The organism is Nonomuraea longicatena (genome assembly GCF_039525605.1).
GTDB lineage: Bacteria > Actinomycetota > Actinomycetes > Streptosporangiales > Streptosporangiaceae > Nonomuraea > Nonomuraea longicatena.
In genome coordinates, this window is sequence record NZ_BAAAHQ010000050.1 from 22,563 (window position 1) to 33,801 (window position 11,239).

11 protein-coding genes are annotated in these 11,239 nt (G+C 72.9%); 4 read left to right on the forward strand and 7 right to left on the reverse strand.

The window, feature by feature from the left end; all coding sequences use genetic code 11:
• The first annotated feature begins 176 nt into the window (after positions 1 to 176).
• The gene (locus ABD120_RS35960; RefSeq protein WP_343954834.1) at positions 177 to 1,850 is read left to right on the forward strand and encodes an enoyl-CoA hydratase-related protein; all 1,674 of its coding nucleotides are present in this window, start codon (positions 177 to 179) and stop codon (positions 1,848 to 1,850) included.
• A gap of 16 nt (positions 1,851 to 1,866) precedes the next feature.
• Complete coding sequence (locus tag ABD120_RS35965) at positions 1,867 to 3,396, forward strand: helix-turn-helix domain-containing protein (protein ID WP_343954835.1); 1,530 nt, start codon at positions 1,867 to 1,869, stop codon at positions 3,394 to 3,396.
• Positions 3,397 to 3,428: 32 nt separating this feature from the next.
• Here ABD120_RS35965 and ABD120_RS35970 read toward each other — a convergent pair whose 3' ends face one another.
• The 4 genes from ABD120_RS35970 to ABD120_RS35985 all read right to left on the reverse strand — a co-directional run bounded on the left by ABD120_RS35970 (position 3,429) and on the right by ABD120_RS35985 (position 7,400).
• Positions 3,429 to 4,385: a hypothetical protein gene (locus ABD120_RS35970; protein WP_343954836.1), complete on the reverse strand. Its 957-nt coding sequence runs from the start codon at positions 4,383 to 4,385 to the stop codon at positions 3,429 to 3,431.
• Positions 4,382 to 4,927 carry an RNA polymerase sigma factor gene (locus ABD120_RS35975; protein WP_343954837.1) on the reverse strand — a complete coding sequence of 182 codons (546 nt, stop codon included), beginning with the start codon at positions 4,925 to 4,927 and terminating at the stop codon, positions 4,382 to 4,384. The genes ABD120_RS35970 and ABD120_RS35975 overlap by 4 nt, the downstream gene beginning before the upstream one ends.
• Before the next feature lie 336 nt (positions 4,928 to 5,263).
• Positions 5,264 to 5,833, reverse strand: a complete 570-nt coding sequence (locus ABD120_RS35980) for a TetR/AcrR family transcriptional regulator (protein WP_343954838.1) — start codon at positions 5,831 to 5,833, stop codon at positions 5,264 to 5,266.
• A gap of 115 nt (positions 5,834 to 5,948) precedes the next feature.
• Positions 5,949 to 7,400, reverse strand: coding sequence for an MFS transporter (locus tag ABD120_RS35985; protein WP_343954839.1), 1,452 nt, complete (start codon positions 7,398 to 7,400; stop codon positions 5,949 to 5,951).
• A gap of 132 nt (positions 7,401 to 7,532) precedes the next feature.
• Here ABD120_RS35985 and ABD120_RS35990 point away from each other — a divergent pair, with 132 nt between their 5' ends.
• Complete coding sequence (locus tag ABD120_RS35990; protein WP_343954840.1) at positions 7,533 to 8,297, forward strand: ankyrin repeat domain-containing protein; 765 nt, start codon at positions 7,533 to 7,535, stop codon at positions 8,295 to 8,297.
• A 19-nt stretch (positions 8,298 to 8,316) separates the two neighbouring features.
• Here the strand turns inward: ABD120_RS35990 and ABD120_RS35995 are convergent, their stop codons facing one another.
• From ABD120_RS35995 to ABD120_RS36005, 3 genes are all read right to left on the reverse strand, one after another.
• On the reverse strand, positions 8,317 to 9,339 hold the full coding sequence (locus tag ABD120_RS35995) for a tyrosine-type recombinase/integrase (RefSeq protein ID WP_343954841.1): 1,023 nt from the start codon (positions 9,337 to 9,339) through the stop codon (positions 8,317 to 8,319).
• A gap of 303 nt (positions 9,340 to 9,642) precedes the next feature.
• A complete protein-coding gene (locus tag ABD120_RS36000; protein ID WP_343954842.1) occupies positions 9,643 to 10,092 on the reverse strand; it encodes a hypothetical protein in 450 nt (149 codons plus the stop codon).
• A 51-nt stretch (positions 10,093 to 10,143) separates the two neighbouring features.
• Positions 10,144 to 10,578: a YbaB/EbfC family nucleoid-associated protein gene (locus tag ABD120_RS36005; RefSeq protein WP_343954843.1), complete on the reverse strand. Its 435-nt coding sequence runs from the start codon at positions 10,576 to 10,578 to the stop codon at positions 10,144 to 10,146.
• Positions 10,579 to 10,743: 165 nt separating this feature from the next.
• Here ABD120_RS36005 and ABD120_RS36010 point away from each other — a divergent pair, with 165 nt between their 5' ends.
• Positions 10,744 to 11,070 (forward strand): hypothetical protein, encoded by a 327-nt coding sequence (locus ABD120_RS36010; RefSeq protein ID WP_343954844.1) that lies wholly within the window; start codon positions 10,744 to 10,746, stop codon positions 11,068 to 11,070.
• The last annotated feature ends 169 nt before the right edge of the window (positions 11,071 to 11,239 follow it).

Genomic DNA, 11,239 nt, shown 5'->3' on the forward strand with positions numbered 1-11,239 from the left:
CGTGGATTTCGGCCGCTTCTCTGGAAGGAAGGTGGGGGCGGGCGGTGCCGTACGGGGGAAATGAAAGCCCCAAAGGGGCGCAGATAGCGATTTTCCGGGTTTTGTCAGTACGGCGGGTTCGATCGTGTCAGCATGCTGTGCCATCGTCTGTCTCGCGCCTGGAGGATGTCCCCGCGATGCGTGTCCTGCTGCTGTGCTCGTCGTTCAACGGCCTCTCCCAGCGGGCCTGGCTGGAGCTGCGGCGGGCCGGTCACGAGGTGAGCGTCGAGCTGGCGATCTCCGAGCAGGTGATGCTGGAGGCGGTGGAGCTGGCCAAGCCGGACCTGGTGATCTGCCCGTTCCTGAAGGACAGGGTCCCGGAGGGCGTGTGGCGGCGGGTGCGGACGGTCATCGTGCATCCGGGCCCGCCCGGCGACCGGGGGCCGTCGTCGCTGGACTGGGCGATCGCCGACGCCGAGACGGAGTGGGGCGTGACGGCGCTGCAGGCGGCGCAGGAGATGGACGCGGGCCCGATCTGGGGGTATCGCATGTTCCCGATGCCGGCCGAGGCGCCGCGCAAGTCGAGCCTGTACAACGGGCCGGTGGCCGACGCGGCGGTGGAGCTGGTGGCGGAGGTCGCGCTGCGGGCGGCCGATCCGGGGTTCGTGCCGACGCCGCTGGATTACGGGCGGCCGGAGGTGGTGGGGCGGCTGCGTCCGGCGATGCGGCACGCCGACCGGGAGGTGTCGTGGTCGGAGCCGACGGAGGCGCTGCTGCGGCGGGTGCGGGCGGCCGACGGCGCGCCGGGCGGCAGGGCTGTGCTGTGCGGGTTGCGGGTGCGGGTGTTCGACGTGCATCGGGGTCCCGCGCTGAGCGGTGAGCCGGGGACGGTGGCGGCGCGGCGGGAGGGCGCGGTGCTGGTGCACACCGGCGACGGGACGGTGTGGGTGGGGCATCTGCGGGCGGAGGAGCCGGGGGCGGTGAAGCTGACGGCGGCGGCGGTGCTGGGTGAGCGGGTGGCGCATCTGGAGGAGCGGCCCGGGTACACGGAGATCACCTACGAGCGGGGCGCCGGGGTGGGGGTGGTGAGTTTCGACTTCTACAACGGGGCGATGTCGACCGATCAGTGCCGCAGGCTGACCTCGGCGTTGCGGTACGCGGTGGAGCAGGACACGCGGGTGCTGGTGGTGCGGGGCGGGGAGGTGTTCTCCAACGGCATCCATCTGAACGTGATCGAGGCTTCCGCGCATCCGGAGCTGGAGGCGTGGCGCAACATCAACGCGATCAACCAGGTGTGCCGGGAGATCGTGACGTGCACGGGGCAGCTGGTGGTGACGTCGCTGGGCGGGAACGCGGGTGCGGGCGGGGTGATGATGGGGCTGGGCGCGGACCGGGTGGTGGTGCGGGAGGGCGTGGTGCTCAATCCGCACTATCGGACGATGGGGTTGTACGGGTCGGAGTTGTGGACGTATGTGCTGAGGCGGCGGGTCGGGCAGGCCGAGGCGGCGCGGCTGACGGGTGCGGCGCTGCCGATCGGGGCGGAGCGGGCTCGGGAGGCGGGGCTGGCCGACGAGGTGTTCGGGGGCGGCCGGGCGGAGTTCGAGCGGGCGGTGCTGGATTACGCCGAGCGGCTGGCGGCCGACGCGTCGTGGGAGCGGTGGGTGGAGGCCAAGCGGCGGGTGCGGGAGGAGGACGAGCGGCGTAAGCCGCTGGATGCCTACCGGGTGCAGGAGCTGGCGGAGATGAGTCTGGACATGTTCGAGGACCGGTCGGGGTTTCGTGCGGCGCGGCGGGCGTTCGTGGGGAAGGAGCGTGCTTCCGCGACTCCGGCGCATTTGGCGGCCCACCGTGAAACGGCATCTCACATGTGAGATATGTTGGGGCGTTGTGGCAGATGACTATCTTGTGCGGATCGGCCGGTTGATCCGGGACGCGCGGCGGCACCGCGGGTGGACGCAGCTTCAGCTGGCGGAGGCGCTGGCGACCAGCCAGAGTGCGGTGCATCGGATCGAGCGCGGCAATCAGAACATCAGTCTTGAGATGATCGCCCGGATCGGTGAGGCGCTCGACAGCGAGATCGTGTCGCTGGGGTATGCCGGGCCGATGCACCTGCGGGTGGTGGGCGGGCGGCGCCTGTCGGGCGGCATCGAGGTCAAGACGTCGAAGAACGCGTGTGTGGCGCTGCTGTGCGCCTCGCTGCTGAACGCGGGGCGTACCACGCTGCGGAAGGTGGCGCGGATCGAGGAGGTGTACCGGATCCTGGAGGTGCTGGCCTCGATCGGGGTGCGGACGCGGTGGATCAACGACGGCGCCGATCTGGAGATCGTGCCTCCGGCGCGGCTGGAGCTGGAGTCGATGGACACCGAGGCGGCGCGCAGGACCCGTAGTGTGATCATGTTCCTGGGTCCGTTGATGCACCGGACGGACCGGTTCACGATCCCGTACGCCGGCGGCTGCGATCTGGGCACGCGTACGGTGCAGCCGCACATGTCGGCGTTGAAGCCTTTCGGGCTGGACATCGCGGCGACGGGTGGTTTCTACCACGCGCAGGTGGACGGCGGGGTGTCGCCGAAGCGGGCGATCGTGCTGACCGAACGCGGTGACACGGTGACGGAGAACGCGCTGATGGCGGCGGCGCGTCACGAGGGTGTGACGGTGATCCGCAACGCCTCCTCCAACTACATGGTGCAGGACCTGTGCTTCTTCCTGGAGGAGCTGGGGGTGCGGGTGGAGGGGATCGGGACGACGACGCTGACGGTGCACGGTGTGGCCGACATCGAGCGGGACGTCGACTACTCCCCCAGCGAGGATCCGGTGGAGGCGATGAGTCTGCTGGCGGCGGCGGTGGTGACCTCTTCGGAGCTGACGATCCGGCGGGTGCCGGTGGAGTTCCTGGAGATCGAGCTGGCGGTGCTGGAGGAGATGGGGCTCGACCACGACCGCAGCGGCGAGTACGCGGCGGCCAACGGCCGGACGCGGCTGGTGGATCTGACGGTGCGGCCGTCGAAGCTGTCCTCCCCCATCGACAAGATCCATCCGATGCCGTTCCCGGGGTTGAACATCGACAATGTGCCGTTCTTCGCGGCGATCGCGGCCGAGGCGCAGGGTTCGACGCTCATCCACGACTGGGTCTACGACAACCGGGCGATCTATCTGACGGAGCTGACGCGGCTGGGTGCGTCGGTGAAGCTGCTGGATCCGCACCGGGTGCTGGTGGAGGGTCCGACGCGGTGGCGGGCGGCGGAGATGATGTGCCCGCCGGCGTTGCGGCCGGCGGTGGTGGTGCTGCTGGCGATGCTGGCGGCGGAGGGCACGTCGGTGCTGCGCAACGTGTACGTCATCAACCGGGGTTATGAGGATCTGGCCGAGCGGTTGAACGCGGTCGGGGCGCAGATCGAGACGTTCCGCGACATCTGAGGAAGGCGGCGCCATCGGCGCCGCCTTCTCGACTACTCCTTGATCACGTTGTCTCTGGGGCCGGCGTAGACGGGGTTGCGGTCGAAGCGCTTCTCGGTGACCATCAGCCGGATGACGCCCTTGTCGTTCTCCTCGGCCTCCCAGACGGTCCAGTGGTCGGGGACGGGTGTGCGCTGGGTACGGCCCACGCCGTATCCGCCGGGGTTGTCGGGGGCGACGATCATGAGCAGGAAGACGACCTTCTTGCCGCGTTTGCGCAGTTCAGGCAGTACCTCGCCGACGCTCTTCTCGTCGACGCGCAGCCCGTGCAGGGAGCCGCCCTTCGATGTGGCGAGCCTGTACTCCTGCTTGGGGGGAGTGACCTCGGGTACGGGGATCGGCTCGCACGGGCCGATGGGGCCCTCCATGAGGATGGTGGTGGAGCTGCCGTCACCGGCCGTGGACGGGCTGATCGTCCACACGAACGTCTGGCCCGGTTTGAACAGGGTGGTGTCGATCAGCATGCGTAGTCCGGGGGTGCCGTCGTTGGGCAGTTCCGGCACCCAGCCCGGCATGGCGTACAGGCCCTTGGGGATGTCCTCGTAGGCGACGAACTTGCCCCGGTTCTCGCGGCACGTCTGTCCCATGGGGACGAAGTCCACGATCGCGGGCACGTTCAGTTCCTTGAGCCGCCGTTCGAGACCGGCCGCGTCACGGAAGTCGGTGACCTCGATGACGACCTTGCCGTCCGGGGTCTTGGTGACGGCGTAGGAGGCGTCGTCGCTCAGCAGGCTCGGCCCGAGGACGGCCGCGGAGCCGAGGACGGCGGTGGCGGCCAACCCCAGCAGCAGGCGGGCGGGACGGCGGCCCCGGCGGGGCGCGGGTCCGGGCTCGGGGGTGTGGGCGGTGATGTCGGCCAGCAGGCTGCGGGCGCCTTCGGAGGCGGGGTCGGCGCCGTGCCGTACGCGGGACAGGGGGGTGATCGCCGCGATCTCGTCGGTGTCGTTCACAGTGGCCTTTCCGCCGGGAGTGCCCGGCTTGCGGGAAGGTGCTCGACGCCCGCGCGCCGCAGTGCGCGCGACAGGCGTTTGCGGGCACGGTGGAGCCTGATGCGGACCGCGTTGCGCGACAGGCCGAGGGCGGTGGCGATCTGGTCGCGCTCCAGTCCCTCCCAGGCCAGCAGGGTGAGCAGTTCGCGGTCGTCGTCGGGCAGGGTGCGCAGGGCCGCGCCGATGGCCTGCAGTTCGAGGCCCTGTTCGGGGCCTGCGGCGTACAGGTCGGCGAGGTCTGTGTCGAGGGCGACGTTGCGGGCACGGCGCCGGTTGTCGCCCCGGTGGTGGTTGGCCAGCACCTTGCGGGCGATCCCGTACAGCCACGGTGTCGCCTCCTGCCCTTCGGGCAGGTCCTCGACGCGGCGCCAGGCGACGGTGAAGGTCTCCGCGACGACGTCGGCGGCGTCCTGCGGGGTGGCGCAGCGGCGCGCGGCGTAGGCGGTGATCTTCTCGTACGCCTGGGTGTAGACGGCCTCGAAACGGGCCGTGCGTTCATCCACGGGCGATCCCCATGGCATCTCCTCGGTCGGTGGTCGGTCACCCTTGCGTATGTCGGGTGGGCGCGCGGCGTTTCAGATTCGGGCGCGGCCGATCCGGGCGGCGACGAGGTCGAGTCCGAAGGTGAGGCGTTCCAGGGCCCGGCCGCTGGTGTAACGGTGCGCCGGTGCCGGCGAAGGTGCCGCAGCTCCAGGGCGGCCGGCAGGGGGTGTGCCTGGCGGAGTCGCGGGTGCGGGCCGGCGACGCGGAGGGGGCGAGGGCGGCGGCCGCCGGGGCTTGGGGGTGGCGGCGGGCGCCGGCCCGCCGAGTTGCGCGCGGGCCTGGACGGGTAGCCGCGCTCAGGCGGGTGCGGGTGCGTGGCCGAGGTCGAACAGGGCCGACAGGTGGCGGCGCAGTTGGCCGGGGTCGTCGAGCCGCGTGGTGGGGCTGGGCGTGATGAACAGCGAGATCGCGAGTCTGGCCTGCCATTCCAGCGCGAGCTTCTGGTCGGCCCCGCCGGGCTCGGCTTCGAGGTGGGGGGTCATGAACGCCAGGACGTGCTCGAAGGCGGTCGCGGCGTTCGTGGTGAGCCACGGCAGGACGATCTGCGGTTGCTCGCGCAGGATCTTCTGCAGCAGGGTGTGGCGGCGGGCGTAGCCGACGGCGTACACGACCATGTCGACGAACCGCTCGCGCGGGGAGCCGCCGTGGGTCAGGTCGGTGCGGGCGCAGGCGAGGAAGCGGTCGAGTTCGCGGTGCAGCAGCGCCTCGATGATGGCCTTCTGGTCGCCGAGGTGTTTGTAGAGCGTGGGGCGGGACACGCCGGCGCGTTCGGCGATCAGGTGGTGGATGCGGGCCGTGGGGCCCGCGTGCAGGAGGCATTCCCCGGCCGCGTCCAGGATGCGCTGCCGGATCTGCTCGTCGGCCATCTGGTCTCTCCTGAGTCGGCGTCCGGTCATCGTACCCGCTCGGGACTTACAGAGCACGGCCTTGTGTAAATGTCGGCATTGACGGTGATCTGTCCGTCTGTTTACGCCTCGACCTTCATCCTGACTCCGCCGCCACGGGCGGGCGGGGGGCCGTGCTGCGGCGGGCGGTCAGGACGCCCAGCGCGCACAGTGCGGCGAAGCCCAGCAGCAGCGTCCGCGCGGCGGTGTCCGGCGACGGCCCGCCCAGGTTGATCAGCAGGCCGCCGGCCGCGGTCCCGAACGCCGTCGACAGCGTCGTCACCGTGGCGACCCCGGCGGCCGCCCGGCGCCCCTCGTCCGGGTCGGCCGTGCTCGACATGGCCGCCACCGACAGATGCGGATAGGCCAGCCCGACCCCCGCCCCCGCCACCAGCAGCGCCACCACCCAGCCCGGCAGCAGCGCGAGCGGCGTCGGCTCGCGCACCAGCAGCGCCGTCACCGCCAGCCCGGCCGCCAGCAGCACCGGCCCCAGCACCAGCAGCCGCCGGACGGCCCGCGGCGACGAGGCCGACGAACTGGCGATCTGCGTCAGCGACCAGCCCAGCGAGATCGCCGCCGCCAGGAATCCGGCCGCCAGCGGCGCCAGCCCCGCCAGCCGCTGGCCGTACAGGGGCAGGAAGGACTCCAGGGCGACGCCGAAGGCGAGCAGCCCCAGCGTGAGGTAGATCCACGCCAGCGGCGACCCCCGCCGGTAGGTCGCGGCGGGGAAGACCCTGCGGGGGCTGCGCCGCTCGTGGACGACGAAGGCGGCCATCAGCGCCAGCGCGGCGGCGACCCCCGCGGCCCGCGCCGCGGTGGCGGTGACGACGGAGGCGAGGCTCACGGCGGCGGTGGCGGAGGCGACCAGCAGCAGCGACAGCACCGGCGTCTCCCCCGGGGCCGCGCCTTTGCGCCGCTCCTGCGTGGCGGCGCCCGTACCGCCGTCCGCGGCGACGACGGCGCCGGCGCGGGGAAGGACGCGGACCGCGACCTCGGCGCCCGCCGCCGCCAGCACCGCCAGCAGCACGAACGCCCCCCGCCACGACCCGAACTGCGCGAACAGCCCGCCGAGCGCCGGCCCGGCGAAGTTGCCCACCCCGTACATCGCCGACATCAGCGCGCTGCCCCGCGCCCACAGCGACGCGGGCAGCGCCGAGCGGATCACGGCGAACCCGAGCCCCGACAGCAGCCCCGCCCCCAGCCCCTGCACGGCCCGGCCGCCCAGCAGCAGCGCCATCGCCGGGCTGGCCGCGCACGCCAGCGACCCGGCAAGGAACGTTCCGAAGCCCGCCAGGTAGGCGGCCGGCGCGCCCCAGGCGGCCAGGACGCGCCCCGACAGCATGGTGGTGGCGACCATGGCCACGAGGTACACGGTCATGTTCCACGCGTAGAAGGAGTGGCCGCCGAGTTCGGCGACGGCGCTCGGCAGCAGGCTCGCGGCCAGGTAGATGGACACGGCGCCGACCAGGACACCGCCGGCGAGTACGGTCACCGGCCCGAGGTGGGCGGGCCCCAGCAGGGCCCGCCAGGAGGAGGGTTCGACGTTCATGTCCTCCACCCTGTCGTTGGAGGGGTCCCGGAGACCTGGGGTCGCCGGCAGGCGTCCGAGCAGGGACGACGGCGGCGGAAGTCTCCAACGGCGGTGGAGGGTTGCGAGGCCGGTGTGCCGTAAAAGCGGTTGATGCGCGCCCGGCCGCGAGGACAGACTGCCCTCATGATCGCGCGAACTCTCGCCGACGCCGTCCTGAGCAGACGGCCCGAGCGGGTCCGGCGGGCGCTTGCGGCGGGCGCCGACCCCGACCCTCCGGACGGCGACACGCCCCTGTACCTGGCCGCCGTCCACGGCGACACCGCCACCGTGCGGATCCTGCTGCAGGCGGGCGCCGACCCCGACCGCGAGTCCGGGCAGGACCGGTCGCTGCCCCTGTGCGCGGCCGCCTGCTGGGGGCACACCGACACGGTCGGCGCGCTGCTCGACGGCGGCGCCGGCCCCGACCGCGTCGAGGACGTCGCCTGGACGGCGCTGCAGTGGGCAGCCGCCGGCGGCCATCTCGGCGCGGCCACCGCGCTTCTGGAGGGCGGCGCCGACCCGGACGCGCGCGCCGAGGGCCGCATGAGCGCGCTCGGCCACGCCGCCGCACACGGTTTCGCGTCCGTCGTGCGCCTGTTGCTGCGGCACGGCGCCGACCCCGGCTCGGCCGACGCGCAGGGGCTGCGGCCCGTCGAGCACGCTCGCGCCTACGCGGGCAAGGATCTGGAGGCCGAGGTGAGCGCACGCGTGTTCGCGGGGCCGGGCGCCCGGGTCACCGTGCGCAGGCAGCGGCTGGAGGGCGGCGACGAGCAGCTCGTCGCCGAAGCGCGCGACGCCGACGGCGACCTGCGCTCGGGGTTGGCGATGGGCACCGGCCACGCCGAGATCGTCCGGCTGCTGGAAGCGCACGGCTGACACCTGCGGGGTGCGGCGTTCACTCCGCCGTTCTGGGCTCGCGCAGCAGCGGATGCGAGCGCATGGCCACCTCCAGCTCCCCCGGCAGCTCGTCGCGGTAGCGCCCCAGCGTGGACAGGTCGCTGTGCCCGAGCACCCGCCGGACCGCGTCCATGTCGACGGCGTCGGCCAGCAGATGCGTGGCCGTCGTGTGCCGCAGCCCGTGCGGCGTCACCGAGCGCCGCTGCTCCGGCGACACCCGCCGCTGCACCCGCTCGATCACCGCCTGCACGTCGCCGCGTGCCAGCCGCCGTCCCCGCCACGACAGCAGCAGCGCCTTGTCCTGCGAGGGGCCGCGCCCGCCGTCGAGGTAGGACTGCAACGCCGCCGCCACGTCGCCGGGCAGCGGCACGTCGCGGGTGCGGCCTCCCTTGCCGAAGATGCGCCAGTAGCGCACCCCGTCGTTGGTGTAGAAGTCTTCCACGTTGGCGCGTACGAGCTCCGACACCCTCGGCCCCACGGCCGCCAGCAGCAGCACGATCAGCCCGTCGCGCACCTCGGTGCGCTGGTCGCGGCGCTGGGCCCGCTCCGCCTCCTGCTCGCCTGCGCCGAGCTCGCGGGCGGCGCCGATGAGCCCCTGCGCCTGCTCCCTCGTCAGCGCCCGCCGCTCGGCCCGCAGCCCGCCCCGCTCGCGCGCCCGCACCGTCACCAGCGTCATCGGGTTGATCTGCACCCACCCGGCCACCGCCGCGTGCTTGAACAGCGCCGACACCGAGCGCCGGAACCTCGCCTGCGACGAGGCGCTCTGCGCGCCGCCGGGCTCCGCGCGCCGCCCGTCGGGCTTGCGCGCGAAGGCCAGCAGGATCGCGTCGACGTCCTCGCCGGTCAGGTCGTCGAGCACCGTGTCCTCGCCGGCGAGGGTGACCAGGGTGGCGACGTCGCGTGTGTACAGCTGGGCGGTGGCGGGCGACAGCGCGCCCGTGTCCATCTTGGCCCGCACCAGCTCCACATATCGATCGACCGCCTCGGCCACCGTCAGCCGCCGCAGCTCCGCAGGCCGCAATGCCCCTCCCGCCTCACAAAACCGAAAGCTCCCGCCACGCTATCCACCTCCACCGACAGTTTTCCGCTCTCCTGGTTGCCGGCGCCGACGGGAAGCAGGGCGACCGGCGGAGGGCGTCGTGGTGTGCCGCGCTGGCGAGGTGCGGGGCTCTCCCGCCGCCGGGCGCCTCTGCGAGGCGCCCCACCCCACGTCACGGCACAGCCCTCCCACCCCCGCCCGCCGACTTCGGCCCAGGACCCTCCAGGGAGACGCTCCGCACCCGCCCGGCCTCTCGCCGCGACGCCGCCCGTTGCCTGCCCCAGGTCATCGCCCGCCCCGGTATTGGCGGGCCGGGATGAACAGTTCGTGCCCGGTGCCGAGGCGCAGCAGGACGCCCCGGGCCGTCCACTCGGCGTGTTCGATCGCTGTGCCCTTCTCTGCGATCGCCCTCTCGACCGTCCCGGCGTCCAGGTCCAGGAAGTGTCCGTAGCCGAAGCTCGGATCCCTCCCGGCGTACAGCCGGTACGACGCCTGTCCCACCAGCGGGTCCTCGCGCAGGACGACCAGCAGATGCCGGGGGCCGTCGTCCTGGGCGCGCGGTTCGTCGCTGCGGTAGACGACCTCCCGGTGGTGCTGTCCGGCGGCGAACAGCGCCGCGAGCACCAGGAGGGCTCCCACCCCGGCGCCCGCCGCGAACACCGCCGGCCGCGTCCCACGCCCCGAAACCGGCCTTCCTGCGGGCGGAGCGGTTCCCGGTTCTGCCGACGTTGACATGGCGGGAGCATACCGGCGGGCACCAGGCACCGAGACCGCCCGATCAGCCCGTCAGGGGCGGCCGAGCGGGTGGGCCTCCAGGGCGCCGGTGAAGGCCGCGCCGGCGCGGTCGAGCTGCTCTCGCAGACTGTCCAGGTTGAACGCCTCCGGCGCGGCCCGGCCCAGCACCGTCTCCAGCAGCTCCTGGCTGCGCCGCCCGGCGGCGTCCTGCGCGTCCTGCACCGCCGCCACGATCGACTCGGCCAGCGTGCGGCTGTCGTGGCGCATCGCCCGAGGGTTCAGGTTCAGCTCCAGCAGGCGGCCGCCCTGTGCGACCGTGGCCGAGACCAGCCCGTCGGCGCTCTGGGCGACGCCGGTGATCTCGTTCAGCCGCACCATGGCCTCACGCAGCCCCTTCAGGGTGCGTTCACTGTCGGCGACCATCCGGTCGAGGTCGGCGGGGTCCATGCGGGCGGGATCGAACGGGGCGGAGTCGAACGTCGTCATACCCGCAGATCTAGCATCGGCCACCCGGCGTGAACGGGCCGTTGACGCCGCGCATACGGCATCACATCCCCCTTTGACGAAGATCATACGCATTGATCGTCATGGGGAGGGCGCGGCCCGCACCAGGATGGGACATCTACCCCGCACCACGTCAGGATGGAGCCCATGGCGCCCGGCACCGCCCACATCAGCTCGACCGCGATCGGCAGGACCGCCGACGCGGTCGACCTCCAGCTGACCCGGCCGCTGTCGGCCTTTCTCGGCAACCTCAGGCCGCAGACCGACCTGCCGCCGGGAACGTTCGGGCAGGTCGGCGACCTCATTCTCGGCAGCGCCTACCGGGATCTGCAGGAGACCGTCGAGAGTCTGCTGGGCGACGCGGTGAAGGTGACCCGGCAGTGGCAGGAGAAGCTGGGGCACGCGCGCCGTAACTGGCGTACCGCCGAGGACCTCAACCTCGCCGAGGCCCGCGCGATCGGCCGGCACCGGTGACGACGCCTGCGGGGTTCGGCCCGCCGGTCCCTCCCGGTGACCCGCGCTCGCCGTTCCCGGCGCCGCCGTACAACCCGAACCCGGCCGTGCCTCCCGGAGGCTCGGCTGCGCGGGGCTCGGGTGCGCGGCCGGGCGGCCCCCCTGGGGCCGGTTTCCCCGGGCCCGGTCA

Coding starts and splice junctions, on each gene's coding strand:
- ABD120_RS35960 (WP_343954834.1), top strand. CDS start 177: ATGCGTGTCCTGCTGCTGTGCTCGTCGTTCAACGGCCTCTCCCAGCGG.
- ABD120_RS36010 (WP_343954844.1), top strand. CDS start 10,744: ATGGCGCCCGGCACCGCCCACATCAGCTCGACCGCGATCGGCAGGACC.
- ABD120_RS35990 (WP_343954840.1), top strand. CDS start 7,533: ATGCGCGCCCGGCCGCGAGGACAGACTGCCCTCATGATCGCGCGAACT.
- ABD120_RS35980 (WP_343954838.1), bottom strand. CDS start 5,833: ATGGCCGACGAGCAGATCCGGCAGCGCATCCTGGACGCGGCCGGGGAA.
- ABD120_RS36005 (WP_343954843.1), bottom strand. CDS start 10,578: ATGACGACGTTCGACTCCGCCCCGTTCGATCCCGCCCGCATGGACCCC.
- ABD120_RS35985 (WP_343954839.1), bottom strand. CDS start 7,400: ATGAACGTCGAACCCTCCTCCTGGCGGGCCCTGCTGGGGCCCGCCCAC.
- ABD120_RS36000 (WP_343954842.1), bottom strand. CDS start 10,092: ATGTCAACGTCGGCAGAACCGGGAACCGCTCCGCCCGCAGGAAGGCCG.